12 protein-coding genes are annotated in these 26,704 nt (G+C 68.8%); 9 read left to right on the top strand and 3 right to left on the bottom strand.

Translation table 11 applies throughout. The annotated features are described in order from the left end of the window. The 9 genes from gltG to D7X55_RS10460 all read left to right on the top strand — a co-directional run. Positions 1 to 1,460, top strand: a 1,460-nt coding sequence (gene gltG / locus D7X55_RS10495) for an adventurous gliding motility protein GltG (protein WP_147470076.1), incomplete at its 5' end; no start/stop codon positions are given. A 116-nt stretch (positions 1,461 to 1,576) separates the two neighbouring features. Next, on the top strand, positions 1,577 to 2,215 hold the full coding sequence (gene cglE / locus D7X55_RS10490) for an adventurous gliding motility protein CglE (RefSeq protein WP_120549742.1): 639 nt from the start codon (positions 1,577 to 1,579) through the stop codon (positions 2,213 to 2,215). 34 nt (positions 2,216 to 2,249) lie between these two features. Continuing rightward, entirely contained in the window at positions 2,250 to 2,447 is a 198-nt protein-coding gene (locus D7X55_RS44135) for a hypothetical protein (protein WP_199738633.1), read from the top strand. Beyond that, positions 2,414 to 4,129, top strand: coding sequence for a lipopolysaccharide assembly protein LapB (locus D7X55_RS10485; RefSeq protein WP_199746922.1), 1,716 nt, complete (start codon positions 2,414 to 2,416; stop codon positions 4,127 to 4,129). Before D7X55_RS44135 ends, D7X55_RS10485 begins: the two co-directional genes overlap by 34 nt. A gap of 107 nt (positions 4,130 to 4,236) precedes the next feature. Beyond that, entirely contained in the window at positions 4,237 to 16,512 is a 12,276-nt protein-coding gene (locus D7X55_RS10480) for a tetratricopeptide repeat protein (RefSeq protein ID WP_121722979.1), read from the top strand. A 136-nt stretch (positions 16,513 to 16,648) separates the two neighbouring features. Beyond that, the gene (gene gltJ / locus D7X55_RS10475; protein WP_120549739.1) at positions 16,649 to 18,757 is read left to right on the top strand and encodes an adventurous gliding motility protein GltJ; all 2,109 of its coding nucleotides are present in this window, start codon (positions 16,649 to 16,651) and stop codon (positions 18,755 to 18,757) included. A 236-nt stretch (positions 18,758 to 18,993) separates the two neighbouring features. After that, a complete protein-coding gene (locus D7X55_RS42875; RefSeq protein WP_147470075.1) occupies positions 18,994 to 19,914 on the top strand; it encodes a hypothetical protein in 921 nt (306 codons plus the stop codon). Between the two features lie 90 nt (positions 19,915 to 20,004). After that, the gene (locus D7X55_RS10465) at positions 20,005 to 20,604 is read left to right on the top strand and encodes a toxin-antitoxin system YwqK family antitoxin (protein ID WP_121722977.1); all 600 of its coding nucleotides are present in this window, start codon (positions 20,005 to 20,007) and stop codon (positions 20,602 to 20,604) included. A 101-nt stretch (positions 20,605 to 20,705) separates the two neighbouring features. Beyond that, positions 20,706 to 21,806, top strand: coding sequence for a TIGR04552 family protein (locus D7X55_RS10460; protein ID WP_121722976.1), 1,101 nt, complete (start codon positions 20,706 to 20,708; stop codon positions 21,804 to 21,806). Positions 21,807 to 21,881: 75 nt separating this feature from the next. Here the strand turns inward: D7X55_RS10460 and D7X55_RS10455 are convergent, their stop codons facing one another. From D7X55_RS10455 to D7X55_RS10450, 3 genes are all read right to left on the bottom strand, one after another. Next, positions 21,882 to 23,993, bottom strand: coding sequence for an Ig-like domain-containing protein (locus D7X55_RS10455; RefSeq protein ID WP_121722975.1), 2,112 nt, complete (start codon positions 23,991 to 23,993; stop codon positions 21,882 to 21,884). 404 nt (positions 23,994 to 24,397) lie between these two features. Then, entirely contained in the window at positions 24,398 to 25,009 is a 612-nt protein-coding gene (locus tag D7X55_RS42870) for a hypothetical protein (protein ID WP_147470074.1), read from the bottom strand. Between the two features lie 58 nt (positions 25,010 to 25,067). Next, on the bottom strand, positions 25,068 to 26,704 hold a 1,637-nt coding region (locus D7X55_RS10450), incomplete at its 5' end, for an Ig-like domain-containing protein (RefSeq protein ID WP_233609776.1).

Below are 26,704 nucleotides of genomic sequence, written 5' to 3'. Positions count from 1 at the left end.
CCGTGGCGCCCGCCCGGGCCCCCAAGGCCGTTCCGGTGGAGGACGACGCGCACGACGAGCAGGACGCCGCGCCGCGCGTGCGCACCGTGAAGAAGACGAAGTCCAGCGGCCCGCAGGGCGTGTCGCTGCGCCTGCTCTGGGGTGACCAGCGCGTGGGCGAGTTCTTCGTGCCCCCCGGCGCGAAGAAGGGCATCACCGTGGGCAGCGCCAAGGGCGTGGACTTCGTGATGGGCGACTCGAAGCTGGGCGCCCCGTCCTTCGAGGTCCTGCGCACGGACGGCCAGGCCTTCACCGTGCGCTTCGCGCGCAAGATGAAGGGCGAGCTCACGCGCAAGGGACAGACGCTGGACCTGGAAGCCGTGATGGAATCCGGCAAGGCGTCCCAGGACGGCGATGCCTACGGCGTCACGCTGGAAGCCGACGACTTCATCTGGGTGGACCTGGGCGGCCTCACGCTGGAGGCGCAGTTCCAGCCGGTGCCCAAGCGCGTCGCCGTGCCCATTGGCGAGAACATCGACTACACGGCGCTCAACATCTTCCTGGTGATGTTCTTCATCGGGACCGCCTTCGTCATCCACTCCATGAACGGGATGGGGGAGGAGGATCAGTACGCGGATGAGCTCGCGGGCAACGACGCGCGCATCGCGAAGCTGATCATCAAGCCTCCGGAGACCCAGAAGAACAAGTTCCTGGAGAAGCTGAACCAGCAGAAGGAGAAGAAGTCGGGCGAGATGGCCCAGAAGTCCCGCGGCGACGAGGGGCAGATGGGCAAGAAGGACGCGCCCAAGTCCAACAACCGCACCGCGCCCAAGGGCGACCCGAACAAGAAGGACGAGGCGCGCGCCCTCACCGCGAAGATCTTCGGCGGCGGCAAGGGCGGCATCTCCACCATCTTCGGCAAGTCCGGCCTGGGTGGTGAGCTCAAGAGCGCCATGGGCAACATGTTCGGCGCCAAGGCGGGCGACGCGGGCGGCTTCGGCGGCCTGGGTCTGCGCGGCAGCGGCGGCGGTGGCGGCGGCACCGGTGACAGCATCGGCATCGGCGGCATCGGCACCAAGGGCCGTGGCGGCGGCAGCGGCAGCTACGGCACCGGCGTGGGCACGCTCGGCGGCAAGCAGAGCGTGGACGTGGGCATCACCTCGTCGGATCCGGAGGTCATGGGCTCGCTGGACAAGGAGCTGATCCGCCAGGTCATCCAGCGCAACCGCGGGCAGATCCGCTACTGCTACGAGAGCCTGCTCAACCGCTTCCCCAAGCTGGGCGGCAAGGTCTCCGTGAAGTTCATCATCAGCGCCAACGGCTCGGTGGCCACGTCCAACGTCGCGCAGTCCACGGCGGGCAACTCGGACCTGGAGACCTGCGTGGCCGGCCGCGTGCGCACCTGGAAGTTCCCGGAGCCCAAGGGTGGAGGCTCCGTGATCGTCACCTACCCGTTCATCTTCAAGCAGGCCGGTGACTGACGTAGAATCAACACATCCGTAAGTCCGCGCGGGCGGTCCTGGAGACAGGGCTGCCCGCTTCTTCACTTCAACCTCCCGCCCCCGCGGGAGGACTGCCCCCCACCAGGCTGCCCTCCATGCAGAAAGTCCTTGCTCCTCTTGCCCTGAGCGCCGCGCTCCTCCTTCCCGCGATGGCGGGCGCCCAGGACACCCCCAGCGCCGGTTCCGCGATGCAGGACCGCCCCGCGGTGACCTACAACGAGGTCGAGCGCGGTGTGTACTTCGGCGTGTATGGCGGTCCCTCGTGGATCACCAACCCGCCGGCGGACACCGGCCCGCGGCCCTTCTCGTCCGGCCAGATGGCCCAGGTGGAGCTGGGCGTGGACCTGGGGGAGCGCCTGTCGCTGGGCGTCTTCTTCATGGGCTCCGCCAACCGCGCGGGCGCGGAATACGTCGGCTACTCGCAGGGCGCCGCGTCCGGTGACTTCACCATGCTGGTGCCGGGCGCCGTGCTGCGCGCCCGCCTGGTGGGCTTCGCCGACAGCCAGGAGGTCAAGCGCACCTGGATCTACGCCCGCGTCGGCGCGGGCTACGCGATGTTCTCTCCCAAGAAGCTCCTCCCCGATTCCGACATTCTTGTGTTTGCCGGGCCCGGAGTGGAGTACTACACGCGGCTGCGCCACTTCTCGGTGGGGCTGGAGGTCGTGGGGAACTACCTCGCCTCCAAGGGCGCCTTCGGGTTCGCGGTGGCGCCCAACATTCGCTACGCGTTCTAGCGGGAGATTCACGTGGCTCAGGAGAATGGAAGCGGTGGATCGCGTCCGGGTGGACGCGGTCCGAACGGGGGCGCGCCGGGCCAGGGGCCCCGTCGTGACGGACCGGGAGGCTTCGGCGGTCGTGGCGGTCCTGGCGGTGGCCGGGGTGAAGGGCGCGGCCGGGGTGAAGGCCGTGGCCGTGATCGCGACGCCGGCCCGGTGGGGCCCGGCCAGCGTGTCATCGCCGAGCTGAGTGTCCTGGAGAAGGCGCTCTCCAAGAACGACTTCGGGGCGGAGAAGGGTCCGCTGGAGGCCATCGTCCGCTCGCTGCGGACCATGAACCTCAAGTCGCTCGAGGACCTGGACCTCAACACGCGTGGCCGTCTCATCACCACGCTCCTGCGCGTGCAGCGTCAGACGAAGCCGGCCCTGCCGGAAGCGGGCGCTGAGGCCGCGGCACCGGAAGCGGGCGCCTCCACCGAAGCCGCTCCCGCGGAGGCTCCGGCTTCCGAGGGCGCTGCCGCGGCCGAGGGTGCTGCTCCGGCCGAAGGAGGCGCGCCCGCCGAGGCCGCCCCCGCGAAGCCGGCGGTGGACCCCGCGAAGGAGAAGTACGACGGCTGGGTGGACGTGATGTCGCTGGTGGGGCGCGTCTGGCGCGCCGCGGGCGACGCGGACCGTTCCCAGGCGGCCTTCGCGCTGAGCGGCCGTGAGCCGGCCCCGGAGCCCTCCGCCCCGGCCCGCGAGGAGCGCGCCGAGCGTCCTCCGCGCGGTGACCGTCCGGAGCGTGGCGAGCGCCGGGACCGGGGCGAGCGCCCCGAGCGTGGCGACCGTCCTCCTCGCGGAGAGCGCCCGGAGCGCGGCGCGGCCGGTGAGCGGCGCGAGCGTCCTCCCCGGGGCGAGCGCCCCGAGCGTCCTCCGCGCGGTGAGCGCCCCGAGCGCGCGCCGATGCCGGAGCTGACGGGCGACTGGAAGGAGCAGGCGACCCAGCTGGAAGGCATGGGCCGCACGCGCGACGCGGCGCGCATGCACGAGCGCAACAACAGCTTCACGGATGCCACCCGGCTGTTCGAGGCGGGCGGTGACCTGAAGAGCGCGCTGCGCACGGCGCTGTCCGGCCAGGACAACGACGCGGTCCGCCGCCTCGTGGGCACGCTGCCCGCGGACCAGATTGGCCCCACGCTGGAGAAGGCCGGCGCGTACGAGCTGCTCATGGAGCACTACGTCGCCAAGGCCGACTTCGAGAACGTCGCCCGCCTCTACGAGCGCGCGCGGCAGTTCGACCAGGCGGCCCTCGCGTACGAGCGCGCCAACAAGCTGACCCTGGCGCGCAAGGCGTACGAGCGCGCCCGGGACATGGCGAGCGCCAACCGCATCCGTGGCCTGGAGGTGAAGGCCCTGGTGGAGCGCGGCGACCGTCTGGGCGCGGCGACCCTGCTGGTGGCCGTGGGCCAGCGGCGCGAGGCGGTGGAGGTGCTGAGCCCCTTGCCTCCTCCGAAGGCGTTCCACTTCATGCAGCGGCTCACCCTGGAGGACGAGGCCAAGGAGCTCGCGAAGCGCGAGCTGGCTCGCGCCGAACAGGAGCAGAAGCCCGCCGGCCGCGCCCGGTGGCTGGAGCTGCTGGGTGACCTCACCGCCGCCGCGGAGACGTGGACGCAGGCGGGCCGCAAGGACAAGGCGCTGCCCCTGTACGAGAAGCTCGGTGGGGAGCACCTGCCCCGCGCCGCGCAGATCGCGGAGGAGCTGCAGCAGCGTGACAAGGCCATCGCCCTGTACACGCAGCTCAATGACAGCGCCGGCGTGGAGCGCGCCAAGGCCCTCCCGGAAACCCCGGCCACGCCCCCCGAGGGCAGCAGGCCGGACGCGGGTGACGACTCGGAATCCGGAGCTTCTCCGGCGGAAAATGCTTCCTCGGCTGGCGAGCAAGAAAGCCAATAATTCCCGCCGGTTGACGGGTTTTGCATGATTGCCCGGGGGCGCCCGTGGCCGGTACACTCCGGCCGCTGGCGCCCTCGTTTCATTCCCCCTTTTGTCCAACGAGCCTCATGGAACAGCCTTCCGCCCCTGCGCGTCCCACGTTGCGTGTGACCGACGACCGCTCCTTCGTTGAAACCGAAGCGGCCCTGGAGAAGACGGGCCGTGTCGAGGAGCTGATCCGCCTCTACGAGGGGCGCTCGCGGGACGTTCCCACGGAGGAGGCCGCGCGCCTCCTGTGCCGCGCGGCGGAGCTGGCGCATGAGCGTCAGCGCAACGCCCCGCGCGCGGAGGACCTGCTCAAGCGCGCGCTTCTGGTCGCGAAGGATCCGATGCCCGCGCTGCGCGGTCTCAAGCGGCTGCATGAGATCCGCCAGGACTCGTCGTCGCTCGTGGACGTGCTGGAGCGGCTGGGCGCCGCGACGCAAGGCGAGGAGAGCGCGGGCCACTACCTGAAGGCCGCGGACCTGTACGAGCAGAAGCTCTTCCGGCGCGACCGCGCGGTGCTGTGCCTGCAGCGCGCGGCGCGGGTGAAGCCGGACCGCGCGACGTTCCGGCGCGTGCGTCAGCTGCTGCTCTCGGAAGAGCGCTTCCAGCCTGCGTTCGAGGCGCTGCAGCGCGAGCGCGCGGCGCTGGGCGACGCGGGCATGGCGGAGGAGTACGCCGCGCTCGCGGAGCGGCTGGTGGACGACCCCACCGAGCACGCGCTGGCGCAGCAGGTGCTGGACGTGGCGCGGGAGCTGGATCCGCAGAACGCGCGCGCGGAGAAGGCGTCGCGCGCGATGCAGCGCTTCGAGCAGGTGTGGCGCGACAAGGTCCGCATGCTGCGCGGCATGTCGCTGGAGGAGCGCGACCGCAAGAGCGCCGCGCGCCTGTCGCTGCTCGTGGCGAAGCTGTTCGCCTGGTACGACCCGGGCTCCGCCGCCAAGGTGAAGGAGGCGTTGGACCGCTGCTTCCTCCTGTGGCCGGGCATGCCGGAAGCGCTCACGCTCATCGAGCGGATGGCGGGGCGCGCGGGCGACTACGGGCCGGCCATCACGCAGCTGGAGGCGATGGCGGGCGAGGCGCGCGACCGCACGGCGCAGGTGGACCTGTGGCTGCGCGTGGGCACGCTGAAGCTGGGCCGGATGAACGACGCGGCCGGAGCGCTGGCCGCCTTCGAGAAGGCCGTGGCGGCGGATGCGTCGCGCGCGGACGCGGCCAGCCTGGCCGCGGAGCTGATGCTGGGCCAGGAGCGCTACGCGGACGCGGTGGCCACGCTGGAGCGCTACCTGGGCACGGTGAAGGACCGCGCGCAGCAGGCCAGCCTGCGCCTGCGCCTGGCGGACCTGTGCATGCAGCAGCTGAAGGACGCGGACGCGGCGCGCGCGCACCTGGAGGCGGCGCTCAAGCTGGAGCCCACCAACGCGCTCGCGGCCTTCCAGCTGTCGCGCCTGCTGGCCGAGGACGAGAAGCTGGACGAGGTGCTGCCGCTGCTGGAGCTGGCCATGCTCGCCCCGCGTCCGCGCGCCGAGCGCGTGGCGTTCTGCGAAGCGCTGGCCCTGATGTTCGAGGAGCAGGAGAACGCGCGCGGCGCCTTCGAGGTGCTGGCGCGCGCGCTGGAGCTGGAGCCGGGGCGTCCGCTCTTGCTCAACACGGTGGTGGAGCACGCGGAGAAGGCCAACGCGCAGCCGGCGCTGGCGCACGCGCTGCTTCGCGCGGCGCAGGGGGCGACGCCTCCGGCCGTGGCGGTGGCGCTGTGGCGGCACCTGGCGCAGCTGCTCCAGGGGCCGCTGGCGGACCCCGTGCGGGCGGAAGCGGCGTGGCGCGAGGTGCTCTCGCGCGTGCCTGGTGACTCCGCGGCGAGCGAGGCGGTGAAGTCGCTGCAGGCGGCCGCGGCGCTGGCGGATGATCCGAAGACGCGGCTGGAGACGGACATCGCCCGTCGCGAGGCGGCCGGTGCCTCCCCCGTGGAGCTGGAGCCGTTCGTGCGCCAGTGGGTGCAGCTGGCGCCCGAGGACTCGCAGGCGGTGCAGCGGCTGCAGGCGCTGTGCGTGGCGCTGTCGAAGTTCGAGGAGGCGGCGGCGCTGGCGGGCAAGCTGGCGACGCTCTCCGAGTCGCAGCTGGAGCGCAACGAGTGGACCGCGCGGCAGGCGAAGCTGTACGCGGAGCGGCTGAACCGCCAGGAGGACGCGGCGGACCTGTTCCTCGCGCTGCTGGCGGAGAACGTCTCCACGGGCGTGGTGGTGGGTGGCCTGGAGCGGCTGGCGGCCGGCGGCGTGCGCACGGTCGCGCTGACCGAGGCCCTGGCGAACCACTACGGCCGCACGGGTGACCACCAGCGGCAGGTGGCGGCGCTCCAGCAGCAGCTGGACTCCACCACGGACGCGCCCACGCGCAAGCGGCTGCTGACGGTGCTGGCCAGCATCCATGAGAAGCAGCTCGCGGACAGCCGCGCGGCCTTCGACACGCGGCTGCGCATGGTGCGCGAGGAGCCGAAGGACGAAGCGGGCCGCGCGGAGACGGCGCGTCTGGCGCGCGACCTGTCCGCCCACGCGGAGCTGGGCCGGGTGCTGCGCACGCTGGCCACGGAGTCCGAGGACCCGGTCCTCGCCGTGCAGCTGCTCTCCGAGGCGTCGGTGCTGGCGGAGGAGGGCGGGATGGCGGCGGAGGCCATCACGGCGCTGGAGGCCGCGCTGGCGCGCTCGCCCGAGTCGCCGCAGGTGCTCCAGCGCCTGGTGCGCCTGTACGGGCGCGCGGGCCGCTCCGCGGACGCGGAGACGCTGCTGCGCAAGCGCATCCACGCCACGCGCGGGCCGGAGCGGTTGGAGCTGCTCCTGCGGCTCGTGGACCTGAACGTGGAGCTGGGCCGCCCGCAGGATGCGGCCGAAGCGCTCCAGTCCGCCATCACGCATGGCGGTGAGGAGGGCCGGCACCTGCCGCGCCTCGCGGAGCTCTACGAGAAGGCCGGCATGCAGCGCGAGCTGGGGGACACCCTGGCGCGGATGATTGGCCTGGCGGAGACGGCCGGTGACGCGGACCACGTGTCGCGGCTGAAGCTGCGCCGTGCGCAGCTGTTGCAGGGCTCGCAGGACGGCAGCGCGGAGGCGGTGCAGAGCTACGCGGACCTCCTGCGGCAGCGTCCGTCGGATCCGGACGCGCTCTCGGCGCTGGAGGCGATGCTGGCCTCGGGTCCGTCGCGCGAGGCGGCGGCGCGCGCGCTGATTCCGGCGTACGAGCGCACGAAGGAACACCGCAAGCTGGTGGCCACGCTGGACGTGCTCGCGGAGGTGGCTCGCGACGACGCCGGGCGTGTGCAGGCGCTGCGTCACGCGGCCCAGGTGCACCTGGCGCACCTGCGGCAGCCGGAGCTGGCGTTCGCGTCGCTCGCGCGGGCGATGCGCCTGGCGCCTGCTGACGGTGGGCTCCGGGCCGCCGCGCGTCAGGCCGCGGAGGACGCGGACTCGCTCGACAGCTTCGCGGAGATCCTCTCCGAGCTGACGGAAGAGGGCGACGTGGGACAGGCGCGCGCGGCGCTGCTGCGCGAGCTGGCGGAGGTGCAGGAGAAGAAGCTCGACGACCGGCCCGGCGCGGTGAAGGCGCTGCGCGCGCTGTTGGAGCTGGAGCCGGGCAACCTGGACAGCCTGCGGGCGCTGCAGCGTCTGCACCGCGCGGGTGAGGAGTGGGCGGCGCTGGCGGAGGTGCTGGAGAAGCTGGCTGCGGCCATCCAGGAGCCCGCGGATCAGCTCGTGTGCCTGCGCGAGGCCGCGCTGCTGCACGAGGCGAAGCTCACCGACAAGGAGAGCGCGGCGGCCGCGTGGCGCGCCATCGCGGAGCGCGACCCGGCGCAGCGTGAGGCCGCCACCGCGTTGGATCGCCTCTACACGGACCTCAACCGTCCCAAGGACCTGGCGTGGACGCTCGCGCTCAGGCGCAACCAGGAAGGCCAGAGCCCGCAGGGGCGTGAGGTGTCCTTCCGCCTGGCGGAGCTGTTGCGCACGGTGCTGGACGACGCCAACGCGGCGCTCGGCCTCTACAAGCGCATCCTCACCGAGGACCCGGGCCACCCGGGCGCGAGGGCCGCGCTGGAGGCCTGGGTGAAGGCGTCGGTGCCCACGAGCGGCGCGGCGCTGGAGGTGCTGGACAAGGTGCTGGCGCAGGTGGGCGACCATGCCCGCCGCGTGGCGCTGCGCGAGACGCGGATGGAGTCCGCGCTCACGGTGGAGAAGATCATCCTCGCCGGAGAGGTCCGCCGCATCTACGAGCGCGACATGCAGCAGCCGTCGCTCGCGTTCATGGCGGCGGTGAAGGCGTTCGCCAACGACCTGGACCGCGAGGGCGTGCGTCCGGACCTGGAGCGGCTGGCCCGCGAGACGGGCTCCCACGAGGTCCTGGCGGAGATCTACGAGAGCGCCGCCGTGGATCTCACCACCGGCGATCCGGTGATGCTGGACCTGCTGCGCCGCGCGGCGGAGCTGCGTGAGAGCCTGGATCAGCCGGAAGAGGCCACCCGCCTCTGGAAGAACCTGCTGGCGGACGCACCGCAGGACCGCCAGGCGCTGGAGGCGCTGTCCCGGCTCTACGAGAAGGGCCAGAACGCCAAGAGCCTGTCGGAGGTCTACGCCCGCCAGGCGCAGCTCTCCACCGACCCGGAGACCCGGCTCGGCCTGCTGCTCAAGGCCGGCGAGGCCTACGCGAGCGCGGGCGAGGACGCGAAGGCCATCGAAGTGCTTCGCTCCGCGCTGGCCCTCCGCAAGGTGCCCGAGGGGCTGCTCGCGCTCGACAAGCTGTACGCGAAGACGCGCCACTTCGTGGAGCAGGCGGATGTGCTGGATCAGCTCGCGGAACTCGCGCCGGACGAGCCCGGTCGCCGCGCGTACCTGCTGCGCCGCGCGCAGCTGCTGGAGAAGGAAGTCGGCCCCACGGAGGCGCTGCCGGTGTACCGCCGGCTGCTGGAGCTGTCGCCGGGCGACGGCCAGGTGGTGGCTGGCCTGGAGCGCCTGCTCGCGCACGACGGCCCCCGCCTGGAGGCGGCGCGGCTGCTGGAGCCCGTCTACCGCGGCCTCAATGACACGCGGAAGCTGGTGGACGTGCTGGAGGTGCTGTTGCCGGGCGTGCCGCCGGAGCAGCGCCTGGAGCGGCTGCAGGAGATCGCCATCCTGCGCGAGGGCCTGGGCCAGACGTCGCTGGCCTTCGTCGCGCGCCTGCGCGCGTTCAACGAGCTGCCCGCGGAAGCCGGCGTGCGCGACGAGCTGGAGCGGCTCGCGGCGGACTCGGGTTCCTTCGAGGAGGTGGCGGCGGCCTACGAAGACCAGCTGGAGCGCGACCCCGCGGAGCCCCTGGCGGGCGACCTGTGGCGGCGCCTGGCGGCCATCTACGACAACCGCCTGAAGCGCTACGACCTGGCGGTGCGCGCGCTGGAGCAGGTGAGCCGGCGCGACCCGATGAACAAGCCGGTGCTGGAGGCCATCGCCCGCGTGCATCGCCGCACGGGCGCGCACCGGGAGCTGGCGCTCGTCATGCGCCGTCAGGTGGCCGCTGAGACGAATCCGTCCTCGCAGATCAACCTGCTCTTCGAGCTGGCGCACCTGGCCGAGGAGACGCTGGCGGACAAGTCGCTGGCGGCGCAGGCGTACCGCGAGGTGCTGGAGCGCCGGCCGGAGAACGCCAACGCGCTGAAGCTCTTGGGCCGCGTGCTCGCGGACATGGAGCGCTGGGCGGAGCTCGCGCAGCACGTCGAGCGTGAAATCCAGATGGCGGACGCGCGCGACGCGCAGGAAGAGGCGTCCGACCTGCGCGTGCGCCTGGGCCGGCTGAAGGTGTCGCGCCTGGATGATCCGCGCGGCGCGCTGGAGCTGTACCAGGCGGTGCTCGCGCGGCGCGCGGGCCACCCGGGCGCGGTGGGCGCGCTGGAGGAGCTGGCGCGTTCGGAGAGCCCGCTGCGAGGCGCGGCGGCGCACGCCCTGGAGCCCATCTTCGCGTCGGTGGGCAACCACCTGAAGCAGGTGGAGATGCTGGAGTCGCGCGTCTCCGCGGAGCCCGTGCCGCAGGAGCGGGCCGCGCTGCTGCGCCGCATCGCGGACATCTACGCCACGTCGCTGGAGAACGCGGAGATGGGGTTCCTCTCCGCCACGCGCGCGCTGCGCGAGCTGCCGGAGGACCCCCGCTCGCTGGAGCTGTGCATCCAGCTGGTGGACAAGGCGGAGGCGCCGGAGGAGCTGTGCGCGGTGCTGAGCGAGGTGGCCCCCAAGGCCAGCGACGCGGCCCGCGCGGAGCTGTACCGCGCGCTCGCCCGGATGCAGGTGGACCTGGGTGAGCCGGCGGAGGCGCTCCAGTCGTGGAAGCGCGTGCTGGAGCTCAAGCCCACGGACTCCGAGGCGCTGGACGGCACCGCGCGCCTGGTGGCCTCGACGGGCCGGCCCTCGGAGCTGCTGGAGGTGCTGCGCCGTCAGCTCGCGCTGTCGGAGGAGCCGGCGCGTCGCGCGGCGGTGCTCCACCAGATTGGCGCGCTGCAGGAGGAACAGCTCAAGGATCCGCTGGGCGCGCTGGCCACGTTCCGGCGCCTGCTGGAGCTGCAGCCGGATGACGCGGTGGCGCTCGCGCGCATGGACAGCCTCTGCCAGAAGCAGGAGCGCTGGCCGGAGCTCGCGGACGTCCTCGCGCGGCGCATCGCGCTGATGCCGCCGGAGGAGGGCCTGGAGCTGAAGTTCCGCCTCGCGACGGTGCGCGAGTCCAAGCTGCTGGACAAGGCAGGCGCGCTGTCGCTGTTCGGCGAGGTGCTGTCCGTGCAGCCCAACCACCCGGGCGCGGTGGGCCGCATGGAGGCCATCGTCGCGCGTGAGCCGCAGAACCTGCTCGCGGTGGAGACGCTGCTGCGCGCCTTCCGCGCGAGCGGTGACGTCACGCGGCTGGCGCAGCTGATTGAAACGCGCGTGGGCGTGTCGCCGGATGCCATCGAGCGCAAGCAGCTGCTCGGCGAGCTGGCCACGCTGCGCGAGACGCAGGGCGAAAGCGAGCTGGCCTTCCTCGCGCTCTACCGCGGCTTCAAGGAGGACCCGAACGACAGCGAGGTCCGCCGCCGCCTGGAGAACGCCACCGACGCCGCGGGCAGCTACGACGAGCTGGTGGTGCTGTACGAAGAAGCCCTGCCGCGCATCGCCGAGGCCGCCGACGCGGCCCAGGTGTGCCTCAAGCTGGGCCAGGTGCTGGAGACGCGCCTGCGTGACCCGGACCGCGCGGTGTCCTACTTCGAGCGCGCGCGCACGCTGCACACGTCCGTGCAGCAGGCCTCGCTCGTCGCGTTGGACCGCCTCTACCTGCACCTGGAGGCGTGGCCGGAGCTGGCCGGCGTGCTGGAGGCGCTGGCCACCGGCGCGACCCAGCCGGCGGACAAGATCGGCTTCCTCTTCCGCCTGGGGCAGCTCTACCAGGAGCGGATGGACAGCCCGGACCGCGCGGCGAGTGCGTACGAGGCAATCCTCGCGCTGGATCCGTCGCACCTCGCGTCGGCACGGCTGCTGGAGGGCATCTACGAGGGCGCGGGCGCGTCCGAGAAGCTCTACGCCATCCTGAAGCTCCAGGCGGACAAGGTCACCGGCAGCGAGCGCGACCGCGTCCTCGGCAAGATGGCGCAGGTGTCGGCGGAAGGCCTGTCCGACCTGGGCCGCTCCATCGACCTGTACCGCGAGCTGCTGGCGAAGAACCCGCGCAACGAGCAGGTCTTCTCCGCGCTGGAGTCGCTGTACGAGCGCGCCGGCCGTCCGCAGGACCTGCGCGAGATGCTCGAGGGCCGCCTGGCCATCACGCTGGATCCGCGTGAGGTGGTGCGCCTCAACGAGCGGCTGGGCCGCGTGGTGTACCGCCTGCTCAAGCAGCCGGAAGCGGCGGTGCCGTACTTCAAGGCGGCGCTGGACCGCGACGCGCGCCACCGCGGCGTGCTGGACACGCTGCGCGAGCTCTACGACGAGACGGGCCAGCGCGAGGAGCTGGTGGGCATCCTGCGCCGCCTCATCCCGCTGCAAGACAGCAGCGACGGCGTGAAGGCGCTGCGCCTGCGGATGGCGGAGGTGCTCGCGGGCATGGGCCGGCGCGAGGAGTCGCTGGACGCGGCCCGCCGCGCGCTGGAGGTGGAGCCGCACGCCGTCTCCGACCTGGAGCGCGTGTACGCGCTGTCCGTGTCGCTGCGCGCCTGGAACGACGCCGTGCGCGCCCTGGAGCTCAAGGTCCAGGTGCACCTGGCGTCCGAGGAGCGCGACCCGGCCATCGCCGCGTACTTCACGGTCGCGGACCTGTGGGAGGGGCAGGGCGGCAAGCCGGAGCTGTCCGCGGGCGCGCTGGAGAAGGTGCTGGAGCTCGACCCCGCCAACCGCACCGCCTACGAGCGCGTGTGCGCGCTGTACCGCACGAACAACGACTGGCGCGCCTACGCCACGGTGATGGACCGCTACATGCCCCACCTCGTCACCGACGAGGAGAAGATGGCGGCGCTGCGGGAGATCGCCCGGGTGCAGGAAGAGCGCCTGGGCCAGAAGGACGTGGCCTTCCTGGCGCTCTGCCGCGCGCTGCAGCTGGACGCGGCCGAGGACGCGCTGCGTGAGGAAGTGGAGCGCCTGGCGGACGAGACGGGCAGCCACGAGGAGCTGGCGGCGGTCTACGAGGAGGTCGCGGACGAGCTGCCGCGCGGCCCGCTCGCGGAGCGCATCTACGCCACGCTCGCGCGCATCCACGACTCGCGGCTGGATGATCCGCAGGCCGCGGAGGCCGCGTTCCGGAAGATTTTGGAGTTCGACCCCACCAACGCCACCGCGCTGGACGGCCTGGCGGCGGTGTTCCAGCGCCGCGGCCGCGACCGCGAGTACGTCGTCGCGCTGGAGCAGAAGCTGGAGGCGGCGGGCTCCATCGAGGCGCGCAAGGGCATCCTCAAGGAGATTGCCCGCGTCTGGGACGAGACCCTGGACGACCCGACCGAAGCGGCCAGCGCCCTGTTGCGCGCGCTGGAGCTGGAGCCGGACCTGGAGACGCTCGGCGTCCTCACGGCCCTCTACCGGCGCGGCAACGCGTACCGCGACGTGGCCACCACGCTGCTTCGCGCACGCGACCTGTCGGCCAGCAACGAGGAGCGCGCGCGCATCCAGGTGGAGGTGGCGACCGTCTACGAGCGCGACCTCAAGGACGACGAGTCCGCGGTGTCCGCCAACCGCATGGCGCTGGAGTTCGACCCGTTCAACCGCGACGCGCTGGAGGCGCTGGAGCGGCTGCACACGCGGTTGGATCAACCGGCGGACCTGCTCGCCATCTACGAGCGGATGCTGGAGCTGTCCCAGGACTACCGCGAGAAGGTCCGCGTCCTCTTCCGCAGCGCGACCATCTGGGAGGACACGTACCAGAACCCGGCCAACGCCGACGCGTGCATCGAGGGCGTGCTCTCCATCGACCCGCAGAACGCGCAGGCCATCAAGTCCCTCATCCGCCTGCGCCGCGCGCAGTCGCGCTGGGAGGACCTCATCCTCGCGTACGAGCGGCAGCTCGCGCTCGCCACCAGCCCGCAGGAGCAGGCGGAGCTGTACGTGGACATCGGCAACGTGCAGTACCAGAACCTCAAGGCCGTGGACCGCGCGGTGAACAGCTACCACGCGGCGCTCGCCACGGACCCCGAGTCCCGTCCCGCGCTGCACGCCCTGGGCAACCTCTACGAGCGCAGCGGCAACTGGCCCTTCGCGCTGGAGATGCTGCAGAAGGAAGCGCAGGTCGTGGGCAGCGACCCCAAGGCGGTGGAGCTGTGGCACCGCCTGGGGAAGATCAACGAGGACATGCTCGCGGACATGGCGAGCGCCAGGAACGCGTACCAGCAGGCGCTCGCCATCGACCCGGGCCACCTGCCCACCATCCGCGCCCTCAAGGGCATCCAGGAGCAGGAGCAGGACTGGAGCGGCTACGAGCAGACGCTGCTGCAGGAGGCGCAGCAGACGGATGATCCGGCCGCCAAGGGCAAGGCCCTGCTGGACGTCGCGCGCTACCACGCGGAGACGCGCAAGGACCGCGAGACGGCGACGCCCTACTGGGAGGAGACGCTCAAGCACATCCCGGACAGCCTGGAGGCGGCGCACCCGCTGGCGGTCGTCTACATCGAGCGCGAGGACTGGGCGTCCGCGGAGCGGATGCTGGACATCGTCACGCGCAAGATGGCGGAGAAGGCCATGGCGGAGAAGGACGCCGCCATCGCGCAGGACCTCTGCCGCCAGCTCTACCTGCTGGGCTACGTGACGGAGAAGCTGGGCCGCAGCGACAAAGCCCTCTCCTCGTACGAGAAGGCCTACGGCCTGGACGCCACGTACCTGCCCGCCCTGGAGGGCTACAGCAGGCTGCTGGTGCAGGCGAAGCGGTTCGAGGACGCGCTCAAGGTCTTCCAGACCATCCTCATCCACCACCGCGAGGCGCTGCCGGACCTGGAGGTCGTGGAGATCTACTGGCAGCTGGGTGACGTGCACGCCGCCCTGGGCCAGACGGACCGCGCGCAGAACCACTTCGAGAAGGCGCTCGCCATCGACCCGCAGCACGAGCAGACACTGCGCTCACTGGTGGCGCTGATGGACAAGGCGGGCAACTACGAGAGGTCCGCGGAGCTGCGCCAGGATCTCGTCAACAGCCTGGAGGGCGAGGCCAAGGTCAAGGTCTACCTGGAGCTGGGCCGCATCGCGCGCGATCAGCTGAGTGACCCGTACATGGCCATCGACGCGTTCACCGGCGCGCTCAAGACGCAGCCGGACGCGCCGGAGGTGATGGACGCACTCTACCGCCTGCTGGTCGAGACGCGTCAGGGCCAGAAGGCCGCGGACGTGCTGGGCCGCATGCTGGCCTTGCCCGCGCTCGCCCTGGAGCCGCACAAGGCCAAGCGCGTGTGGTTCGCGCTCGGAGTGATCCGCCGCGACGAGCTGAAGGACGTGGAGGGCGCGACTCAGGCCTTCAACGCGGCACTCGACCTGGACCACCGCTTCCTGGAGGCCTTCAGCGCGCTGGAGGCGATGCTCGGCGGCGCCCGCCAGTGGAAGACGCTGGAGGAGAACTACACGCGCATGCTCGCGCGTCTGCCCAAGACGCCGGACACGCACCCGTCGCGCATGACGCTGTGGCGCGCGCTGGGCGACCTGTATCTCCAGGTGCTCAAGCACCCGGAGGGCGCGGTGGCCGCCTACGGCGTCGCGGCGAAGGGCCTGCCGGATGACGCCTCCATGCAGGAGCTGTTCGCGGAGGTCGCGGGCCAGATGCCGGGCCGCGAGGAAGAGGCCATCGTGGCGCTGCGCCGCGCGCTGCCGAACACGGCGAACCCGCGCAAGGTGGTGGGCGCCCTGGCGGAGCTGTCCGCGAAGCGCAAGGACTACGACGCCGCGTGGCTCGCCGCGCAGGCGGTGTCGGGCCTCCTGGGCGAGGTGGGCGAGACCGAGCAGGAGATCCTCACCAAGCTGGGGCCCTACGCGAAGAACAAGGAACTGGCGCAGCGGCCGCTGACGGACCGGCTGTGGCAGACCGCGCTCTTCCACCCGAAGGTGCGCGGGCCCCTGTCGGAGCTGCTGGGCCTGCTCTTCGAGAAGGCCGGCCACCTGTACGCGGTGCCCTTCCCGCAGTACCAGCTGGTGCCCAAGCGCCACCGCATCGACGTGGCGACGGCGCAGGAGTACCACGTCAACCACTACCGCTACGTCGCGCGGCTCTTCGGCATGGAGGCGGTGGAGCTGTACTCACCCTTCCTCGTCGCCACGCGTGAGCGGCTGGCGAAGCGCTCCAACGAACCGGCCCCCGAGCCGCTCGTGAACGTGGACCTGCTCCAGACGCATCCGGCGTGTGTGCGTGTGGGCGGCAAGTACTTCGCGGAGCAGGGCCAGAAGGAGGTGTACTACCTCCTGGGGCGCACCCTGGCGCTGGCGCGTCCGGAGCTGGCGTTCAGCCAGCGCGTCGCGCCCGAGCGGCTGGAGGCCGTGGTGCAGGCCGCGCTCAGCCTGGTGGTGGGCAACGTGCGCTACACGGTGGATCCGCGGCTGGTGGACGTGGAGCGGCAGCTGCTCCACAAGAGCCTGAGCGAGCCGGACCGGGCCGCGCTGGCGAAGGTCGCGAGGGCCTACCTGCCCACGGCGACGCCGCAGGATGTGCGCACGTGGCTGGAGGGCGCGGAGCTCACCGCATCACGCGCGGGCCTCTTCGCGGCGGGCGAACTGGAGCCCGTGCGCCGCATGGTGCAGGGTGAGACGGGGTCCGCCTTCCGCGTCGCCCCACGCACCAAGCTGCGGGAGTTGCTGGTGTTCGCGACCTCCGAGGACCTGCACGAGCTGCGTGTGGCCGTTGGCACACACGTCGAGATCCAGGTGCGAAAGTAAAGCCCTCAGACCGCAACGAGGGTTCACGCGTTGAAAGCAGGCGGGCGTTCAAGGCAGGTGTCCTTGATCTCCGCCTGGAGCCACTTCTACGATTCAGACGGGATTTCGCCCGTCATTTCTGAGGCTTACGGGAACGATGCGTTTCGTCTGCGACAGCTGCCGCGCGCAGTACATGATCAGCGACGACAAGGTTGGCCCGAAGGGGGTCAAGCTTCGTTGCAAGAAGTGTGGTCACACCATTCTGGTGAGGCCCGCCGGTGCATCGGCGGCGAAGGAGGGCGGGGCGGAGGCCACCGCCGCCACTGAGGCCAAGAGCAGCGCGGATGCGAACGCGCCCCGCATCGTGGAGTCGTCTGGCACGGGTCTGCCCGCCACGCTGGGCACGCCGCCGGAAGGCGGCCTCTTCACGGACGTGGAAGAGGATGAGATTGGCGCGGTCTTCGACCAGGTGCTGAGCACCGGCTCGCAGAAGCTCAAGGCCGCGGAAGCCGAAGCGGAGGCCAAGGCCGCGAAGGCGGAGGCCGTGCGCAAGCTCGCCGAGGCCGAATCCGCCGAGCCGACCGCGGAGGAGAAGGCCGCCGCCGCGACGCACGAGTGGTACGTCGCCATTGACGAGAAGCAGGTCGGCCCCTGGACGGTGGAGAAGGTGAAGGACGCCTGGGACCGCGGCGAGGTGGGCCCGGACAACCTCTGCTGGCGCTCGGGCTTCAGCGACTGGATTCCCCTGTCGGAGACGGCGGAGCTGGCGTCGGTGCTGGCGCCGCGTCCGGCCAAGCCGGTCATCGTCGCGCCCGCGCCGGTGTCCACGTCTTCGCCCACGCTTCCCGCCGGTCCGGTGGAGTCCGCCTTCAGCGCGGGCGCCTCGCGTCCGGGCGCGGGTGGCAACTCGGCCGTGGCCGAGGAGCCGGTGGGCTGGAAGCCTTCCGCCGCGAGCGTGCTGGCCTCGCTGGTGAAGGAGGAGAACGACGCCCTCAGCAAGCCGCCGCCGCGTCCGGCGCCGTCGCTGGAGCGCGAGCCGTTGTCCCAGTCGCGCCTCCTGGACGTGCCCATGCCGCCGCCGGAGCCGGTGTCGTCTCCGTCGATGCCTGGGGCCATGATGGCTCCCGCGCCCCAGGCCTACGCGGCGCCGCAGCCGCAGGGCTACGCGCCGCAGCAGCCGGTGCAGCAGCCGTACGCGCCGCAGCCGCAGGCCTACGCGCCGCAGCAGCCGCAGATGCCGTACGGGCAGCAGCCGCAGGGCTATCCGCCTCCGGGCTATCCGGCGGCCTACCCGCCGCCCGCGGCGGCACCCTCGGGTGGCAAGGGCCGCACGGGGATGATGGTCGCGGTGACGGCGGGCGTGCTGGTGATGGCCGGCGCCGCGGTCGTCTTCGTCGCGCGCGGCAATTCGTCCGAGCGCCCCGCCGAGCAGCCGGTCCAGGTCGCGACCGCGCCGACGCCCAAGGCGGAGATGCCGCCCATGCCGCCGCCTCCCGCGGCGGTGCAGACGCCTCCTCCGGCCGCGACGCCGCCTCCGGCTGCCACGACGCCCGCGGAGGGCACCGCGGCCGCTGCCACGGGGACGCCTGCCGCCCCTGGCACTCCGCCCGCGGCGGGCGGAACGCCTCCTGTCGCCGCGGCGACGGCTCCGGCCGCCACGCCTGCGCCTCCTCCGCCCACGGCGGCGGTGCAGCCTGCCTCCACGACGCCCAACATGGGCACGGCGGTGGCGAAGGTGGATTCGCGCAACCATCGCAAGACGGGCTCCGGCGGAAGCCGCGGCTCCCAGCGGGACGAGGACGAGGGCGACGCCATCACCGTGTCGAAGCCCTCCGGGTCGTCGTCCGCTTCGTCGTCGAGCTCCGGTGGCGGGGATGACGACTTCGACGAGCTGTTCGGCACGAAGAAGCCGGCGGCCGCGAAGCCGGCGACCAAGCCGACCGCGACGGCCTACATCCCGCCCGAGCCGGGCGGTGGCACGCTGGATCGCCTGCAGCAGTCGGACATCATGCAGGTGGTGCTGAACAACAAGCCGGCCATCGTGAAGTGCGTGAACGAGCAGAAGCAGAAGGACCCGTCGCTCAGCGGCAAGCTGGTGATGCGCTGGACGGTCCAGACGAGCGGCAAGACGACCAACGTGTCGTGCCGCACGGACGAGTTCCGCTCGAGCTACATGGCCACGTGCATCACGGGGCTCATCAAGAGCTGGTCCTTCCCGAAGCACCAGAAGCAGGGCGAGCCCATCGACTTCCCGTTCACGTTCTGAAGTCCAGGAGTGACATCGCCGTCACGTATGACGGCGATGTCGCTGTGCCGTGCGGCTGGATTGTGCGCTTTCGTGAACAGTGAATTTCCCCCGGTCTGGGCCGTGGGAAGGTCGTCGACACTCGTTGACACGTCTGGAGCGGGAAGACTAAAGCCCGCTCGACCTAAAAACCCGGTGTCTGGACTCACGTGGCCGGAGACACCGGGCGACGTAATTCATCCAGGAGGAAGTTCCGAATGCAGCTGCGCAAGATGATGGTGATGCTCGCCGCTTTGAGCTCGATGAGCCTGGCCCTGACGGCCTGTGGCGATGATCCGACGACGGTCGAATCCTGTACGTCGGACACCGACTGCTCCTCCGGTTTCTGCAACACGGCCGCCGGCGTGTGCATGGACACCTGCGAGAGCGGCTCGGACTGCCCCGACACCGAGAAGAACTGCGCGCCGCTCGCGGGTTCGTCCAACACGCAGAAGGTCTGCCAGTGCCAGACCAACCAGCTGTGCAACACGGACGACTCCACGTCCCTGGTTTGCGGCACCAAGTCCAAGCGCTGCGAGGAGCCCGGCTCCACGCCCGCGACCTGCACCAAGGACGCCGACTGCGGCTCCGGCGAGACCTGCAACACCGCCACTGGCGCGTGCGGCCCGGCCGCGACGACCTGCTCCGGTGAGGGCCAGGCGGCGTGCGCGTACGGCAGCTTCTGCAGCTCGAACAAGTGCACTGCCGTGCCTCCGCCTACCTGTGTGAACTTCGATCCTGCCAAGGGTGGTAAGACCCCCGTCTGGAACGTCAGCACCTCTACGGGGCCGATCATCTACAGCGTGACCAAGGCGTCATGGGGTGCGGATGTCGTTTCTCCGGCGTGGTGCCCTGATGCCAACAATGTACTTCGTGTTCAGGTCAAGGCCTATTCCCCGACGGCTGGGACGTTCCCGCAGCAGTTTTCCGGGCTCCCGGGGTTCTTCTACGTGACCGTTAACGGAAATCAGGAGGACGCTGTGTCCAAGATGCGTCCCTCGGGTTCGGGGTACACCGTGTCTGCGGACGGCAAGAACGCGACGCTCATTGTGCAATTGTGCCCAGGAAATATTTCTACCATCTCGATTGGCCTGTACTTCACGGGCGGCAACGAGACCTGCGCTCAGCTCAACAAGTAGAGCGTTCAGCGTAATTTTAGGTCCCGCTTGCGCAGACTGGCCTCGTCCCCATGGATAGGGACGAGGCCTTCTGTTTGAAGCGGGGGCCTGATGCAGGTGGATGGTTACCGCCAGGAAGCCGGTGTGAATTTGCTAGTGGCTTGTGCGGTCTTTCCGGTGGCGGTCCTCAGCGTCCTCCATGCCGTCTCGCAAGGAAAGGGAGCGTTCATGTTTCTGAAGCAGGCTTCTCAACTTCTCATCGCATCCATGCTGGCCGTTTCGTCGACGAGCCTTGCCGCGGATGCGCAGTTGTCCTGCCCCGCAGGTTCGGTCCAGAAGGGCAAGCTGGGCAAGGATGAAGCTGTCTATTGCGTCAAGGTGAACCAGAAGGGCAATGAGCGGGTCCTTCATGGCCCCTACGCAGATTTCTGGCCCAACGGACAGAAGCAGTCGGACGGCCAGTATCTGAACGGTTTCCGCTCGGGCCATTGGACGTTCTGGGACGCCAACGGGGTCAAGACCGGGGAGACGGACTTCGCGGAAGGCGACTATCACGGGACCCGTGTGCAGTACTTCGCCAACGGCAAGCCGAAGATGGTTGAGCAGTACCAGAAGGGCATCCGAAACGGCACGGTCCAGGAACTGAGCGAGGACGGCAAGGTCGTCCGTGAGAGCCGCTTCGAGAAGGGCAAGGAAGTCGCCGCCAAGTAGCTAGGCGGCCGTGGTCAAGAGGGCCCCAGCCTGCTTTCAGGCCGGGGCCCTTTGCATTGCGGGGCTTTCCCTTGGGTCTCCAGCCAGATAGGAACGATGCTGTGAAGGCCCCCTCTCTCGTTCCAGTCCTCTCCGCTGTTCCTGTCTGCACGGTGCCGCAGATGGGATTGCGTGAACTTGAGCGCATCCGGCTCATCCTGAGAGGCGGTTCGGTCATCGACTGGCGGCGCATGCACTTCCAGACGCGGGATGAGGTGGACCGGTTCCTGCGCCTCTGCCAGTTGGACGTGTCACGGCCCTACGATGATGCCTGGGCCCGGACGGTGCTCGCAGATGCCGTGGAGTACCTGCGCAAGACCTTCGACTACCGGGTCGCGGACGCGGTAGCCCAGCCGGAAGAACTCCACGACCTGTTCCTCTTCGCGTCGGGAGCGAAGGGATTGGCCCGCTACCGGCGAATCGCCTGCATCGTGCTGAAGGTCATGCACGTCATCCAGCACATCGAGGGGCGGGATTTGCTCTTCCGCTTGGCCGCCTCCGAAGCCGAACTCGCGGAGATGGTCACGGACAAGGTGCTGGGCGTTGCTCGTGAGATGAAGGAGATGGGCTTGCCCATCGTGGAGTTCGCCCACTCCATCAAGACACGGGACTCCCTGATCACGAAGTTGATCGCGAAGAAGGAGACCGTGGCAGCGCAGGTCTATGACCGCACGCGGTTTCGCGTCATCACCCGCAAACGGGAGGACCTGTTGCCGGTCCTCTACTTCCTGACGCAGCGCCTGTTCCCCTTCAACTTCGTCGTCCCGGGCCAGACGGAGAACTCGCTACTGCCGTTCAAAGGGCTCCTGGAGGAGAACCCTCACTTCGAGCAGTTCATCCCTCAACTCCATTTGGACCGGGACTTCGAGGACCGTGAGGACCGGACGGGGAACGCATTCTCTGGGGATTCCTACCGGGTCCTCAACTTCGTCGTAGACCTTCCGCTGCGGATGGACCCGTATCTGCCGCCCCCTGAAAGCGACACCCGGCACAGGAAGGGGCGGGTTACGTTCGCGCTTGTTGAGTTTCAAATCGCGGACGAGGAAACGGCCCGTAGAAACGAACTCGGTGACAATGCCCACGAAAGCTACAAACGGCGGCAAAAGCGACGCGTCCTCAATCGGTTGAGCCGTGGTCTGGTCGTGCCAAAAAGGCAAGGGTAAAAGCCAGTCCCAAGGGCACTGCAGAGCCGGTTGAATGGGAGAGCTGCAGGCCCAGTGGGGGTTCCAATCTAATGCTTAGCGGTTGATTCGAACCACATAAACGCTTGCTGCGTTCGCATCTGCTTCAATCCATGCGACGAATGGCTGTGCTGTGGAAGTCAGAGCCACTGATGGACCAGTCGCAGGCGTCCCAGTTGTAGCCAAGGCATTGAGTGGTGAGTCCATGGTCTGCCATGAGTTTGCGATCCATTGACTGACCAGGATGCTTCGCTCGGAATCAATGACCCCGCTCCATGCCAGCACATGAGGACCACCCTTTGCCAGTGCGATGCTTGGTGATGCGTTCCCTGTGGCTCGCGTGTTGACAGCAACGGGGAGTTTCCAAGAACTGCCTTCCCATCGCGACCAATATATTTGACCATCCGACTGAGGGGCTGTTTCGGATTCTGCCCATGCCACCCATGGGCGACTGTTGGTGTCAACGTCAAGAGAGGGCGCCGCAGCGATGTTGCCTAACGTCATGCCACCGAGGATGGGATTTCTATTTTTGTATACGGCGATGTTGCGTGTTGATTTGTGATCATCAAAGACAGTTGCTGCAATAAAAAGATCGCTGCCTGATGCCGCCGAAGCTGGTTCAGAGGGGTTTTTGAAGGACTGGTCGAAATAGATTTCCCATGGCTGCTGCCAGAAGGTTGGCTGGCTCGAAGACTGGTACCCGACGATCGTGGTGCTTGCGGTGTCGTAAAGCGAGGTGACAAGACTGATTGTGTTGTCTGAGGCAATCGTGAGCTTGGGTGAAGAGAGTGTATCCATGCTCGAAGGCGGAGTTGGCGATGGCAACAACTCCCATGTCATGCCCGTCCAATGTCGAACGAATATTGACCGCTCATCTGGATTTCCTGTCTTCTCTTCCCAGGCGACCACGGGCTCGCCATCAGCGCTAATGGCCAGGGTCGGCGCCGTTGCGTCCGTTCCCAGAGCAGCCAGCCCACTGAGGGGGGGGCCAATCATATTCCACGTCTCTCCGTTCCAGCGGGAAACGTAGATGTTCTTGCTCGATCCATCCGATTCAGCCCATGCAATGACAGGGCGGTCGTCGTGGTCTATTCTCAGGACCATGCGCTCGGTTGATGTCTTACCTCCTACCGCGCTGACAGCCCCTCCTACCGGCAGCCACGTCGGTACGGAGAATGACCAGAACGGTGCGGCGACTACGCTGTTGCCAGCCAAGTCTGTGAGGGTATTCATTGCAGCAGCAAGGTCGACCTGAACCGTGCTCGGAGTGCTCAGGGCGCTCAGTGGCGTAACGGTCAGCGTCTTGCCGTCCGCGGAGAGGGCCACGGACTTCGCGATGGCCGTTCCGGTTCCCGTCTTGAGCCCCACGGCCGACTCCGTCATGGAGTTGGGGTTCATGGGCTCACTGAAGGTGACCTGGATGGCGTCGTGCACACCCACGTACGCCGCGTCCCTGGCCGGCAGGAAGGACGCCACGGTGGGCGCTGTCCGGTCCACGATGACCGTCCTGGGCGCGCTGACGAAGGCAACTCCACCGCGGGTCGCTCGGATGGACAGCTGGTACGTCCCCTCTGCCTCCGAGGTGGTGTCCCAGGTGAACGAGTAGGGACTCCCCGTGGGCTTCACCAGCACGGTGGTGTCCTTGAGGATCTCCACCTGCTCGGCCGCGCCTCCCTCCACCGTGAACTGCAGGAGCAGAGGGCCTCGCGTGTACGCCTTGCCGGGCGTGGGCACGACCCAGTTCACCACCAGGTCCCCGGGCTTACCCACGGTCACCGCCACCGTGGCCTGCTTCGTCACCGTGCCGTTCTTGCCCTGCAGCGTCAGCGTGTAGGGGCCGGGCACGGTGCCCGCGCCCACCCGGATGCTCAGGGTTCCTCGCGTCTCTCCCCTGGGCAGGGTGGAGGACTGGAGCTCGATGCCCGCGGGCGGGGAGAGGAGGCTCCAGGCGACAGGGCCTCCGGCGGTGTCGGTCCAGGTGAGTTGGATGTCGCAGTCCAGGGTTCCTCCGGGGAGGACCTGCTCCTGAGAGGGAAGCGCCGTGAAGGTGAAGTCTGCGTTGGGGTCCGCCGGGTCCTCTTTGGGCGGGTCCTCAATGGGGGGAACGTCGATGCATGCGGGGTTTAGGCCGATGCAGCTGAGCAGCAACAGGTGTTTCAGGTTGGGCATGGGGCGTGTTTTTGCAAGGTTGGGACCGGCCCGGTCCTGAGGGAGAACACTGCCATGCCCGTCCGCGGAACTGGACCCCCGTCCGAAAGGGAGGCCCCGGAAACACGTCTGCCCGCCGCACCCGGGCTTCACATGGGAACGAACGGGCAGGGGACTTCAAAAACCTCGGGCTGCTTCTGGCGAAGGAGGAGGCTGCGCCGGACTGAACGTGGGAGGTAATGACATGCGGGTGGCTAGCCACTTCAAGGGCATCGTACACTCAACCTTCAGGGACGAGGATTGATTGCACCTATGCAGCGAGGTTGGGTAGTGACAGTCGAGCGGCGTGGCCGTGGCGCGATCTGTTGCTGAGGCGGACTCTTGTGACGCTTGGTTTGTGCGTGCCCGAGTTGCTTCCAGCGCCACTACGGAGCGGTGACGCAGATTTCGTTGCCTTCGGCAAAGAAAAAGCCAGCGGTATAGCTTGTTGTTTCGCCGGGAAGGCAAAGGCTGACATTGAAGGCAATGTTTCTGGCGTTGTTGGTTGTGACGATATTTTGGATGGCCGTTGCGTTGTACGCAACTCCTGCTTGGGTGACGCCATGGAATCGGTTGTAGAAGCCGTCGCGGCTGGTCGGAAGATCGCCCTCTGGTGCGTATGCCTTGATTTGAAATTTCGCTCGAAGCATTCCTGGCTCTGGGCAGAATGCATCGTCAACCGCAAAGCTGACCGCCGTTGCCTCGTAGATGACCGGCCCGGTTGATGTGCTTGGGTCCCAGTTGGTTCCATGAATGGCGAAGTTGCTGCAAGTGGGGCTTGGAACATCAAGGCACCAACCTGCAGTTTGAAGGCAGTAGTCGCCATATGCGCACCCCGCTGGCTGGTTGGCGTCCTTGCGGCATCGCGTGAGGTCCGCCGTCTGCGAGGACGCCTCAATGCTGCTGGATGCATCGTCCGTGTTGGATACGGGGCCGCATGCGACGAGTGAAATGATTGTCGTGAGAATCTTGAGCGCGTTTGCTTGTTTGTGTGTCATGGGGTTTGCGCTTTCTGGGTTCGGGTGGGTTGACTGTGTTCGCTCAGAGTGGTTGCGGCTAAATGTTAAGGCGGAAGGCGTAGATGCTTGCCGCAGTGGCATCTTCTTCGGTCCAGGCAATGAGGGGGCGACCATCGGAGTCCATTGCGATGGATGGCCCGGAGGCGGGAGTGCCCGTGGTTGCCAAGGCGTTGAGCGGTTCGGCAATGGACTGCCAGCCGCCAGCAACCCAGCGACTCACGAAGATGCTCCGCTCAGCACCGGTGATGCCACTCCATGCCAGGACATAAGGGCTTCCCGTGCTCATTGACAGGACAGGATCTGCATTGCCGGTGGATGAGGCGCTGACCGTTTCGGGTGACGTCCATTTTGTGCCTTCCCACCGCGCCCATTGAATCCGACCATCGGTTGTCGGCATCGAGGCAGACTCAGACCACGCGACCCAAGGGCGGCCATTGCTATCGACTGCGATGGTGGGGCTCCAGGATGCATTCCCGAGGACGCTTCCCCCCATTGGATTGGATTCGTTCTCTGCGACGCCAATGACGACTCGGCCGTCATATGTACTCGTGTCCAGGATGCTGTATGAGACGTAGATGCTGCTCGAGGAAGTAGCAGTGGAGAACGAGTAGACGCGAGGTGATTCCGGGGGGCGCGGAATGAGCGTGCGAGTCCACGCTTGACCCCCAGTCGTTAGTTGGTAGTGGCCAATTTCCGCGATGCCTTCGTTGCCATTGCGAGCATAGAGATGGAGGACACCGTTCAGTTCCGCCGCGAGGGATGGTTCCGATATTTCGAGGTCACCAGAGTGCAGGGGAATGGATGGGAGCGATTCCCAACCAGTCCCTGTCCATCGACGTACAAAGATAGAAATATTCCCTCCGGCTTGAGTCTCTTCATGCCATGCAACGACCGGCCGGTTCACGGAGTCAATGATGAGCGTAGGCTGCGTTGCATCCGTCCCCGAGCCCGTGAGGCCACTCAATCCGCCGCCCAGCGTGGCCCAGGTCGTCCCTGTCCACCGAGCCACATAGACATTCTTGCTTGAGCCATCTGATTCAGCCCAAGCGAGCACTGGCCGGTCATTCCGATCCATCTTCAGCACGACGTCTTCTGCTGAGGTCCGGCCCTCAACCGCGCTGACTGCGCCGCCCAAGGGCAACCACGTTGGCACGGAGAACGACCATGCTGGCGCGGCCGCCACGCCGTTCCCCGCCAGGTCCGTCAGGGCGCTCGCGGCGGCGGTGAGGTCTACCTGGACAGTACTCGGTGCGCTCAGCGCACTCATCGGCGTCACGGTCAGCGTCCTACCGTCCGCGGAGAGAGCCACGGACTTCGCGATGGCGGCGCCGGTCCCCGTCTTGAGCCCCACGGCCGACTCCGTCACAGAGTTCGGATTCATGGGCTCACTGAAGGTGACCTGGATGGCGTCGTGGACGCCCACGGTCGCCGCGTCCCTGGCCGGCAGGAAGGACGCCACGGTGGGTGCGGTCCGGTCCACGATGACCGTCCTGGGCGCGCTGATGAAAGCGGCTCCACCACGGGTCGCGCGGATGGACAGCTGGTACGTCCCCTCTGCCTCCGAGGTGGTGTCCCAGGTGAACGAGTAGGGACTCCCCGTGGGCTTCACCAGTACGGTGGTGTCCTTGAGGATCTCCACCTGCTCGGCCGCGCCTCCCTCCACCGTGAACTGCA

This window comes from Corallococcus sp. AB049A (genome assembly GCF_003668885.1).
Classification (GTDB): Bacteria; Myxococcota; Myxococcia; order Myxococcales; family Myxococcaceae; genus Corallococcus; species Corallococcus interemptor.
This window is presented reverse-complemented; position numbering and strand designations above follow the sequence as displayed.

Bases quoted from the DNA above. Each gene is read 5' to 3' on its own strand.
- cglE (WP_120549742.1), top strand. From the start codon at position 1,577: ATGCAGAAAGTCCTTGCTCCTCTTGCCCTGAGCGCCGCGCTCCTCCTT.
- D7X55_RS10480 (WP_121722979.1), top strand. From the start codon at position 4,237: ATGGAACAGCCTTCCGCCCCTGCGCGTCCCACGTTGCGTGTGACCGAC.
- gltJ (WP_120549739.1), top strand. From the start codon at position 16,649: ATGCGTTTCGTCTGCGACAGCTGCCGCGCGCAGTACATGATCAGCGAC.
- D7X55_RS42875 (WP_147470075.1), top strand. From the start codon at position 18,994: ATGCAGCTGCGCAAGATGATGGTGATGCTCGCCGCTTTGAGCTCGATG.
- D7X55_RS10465 (WP_121722977.1), top strand. From the start codon at position 20,005: ATGCAGGTGGATGGTTACCGCCAGGAAGCCGGTGTGAATTTGCTAGTG.
- D7X55_RS10455 (WP_121722975.1), bottom strand. From the start codon at position 23,993: ATGCCCAACCTGAAACACCTGTTGCTGCTCAGCTGCATCGGCCTAAAC.
- D7X55_RS42870 (WP_147470074.1), bottom strand. From the start codon at position 25,009: ATGACACACAAACAAGCAAACGCGCTCAAGATTCTCACGACAATCATT.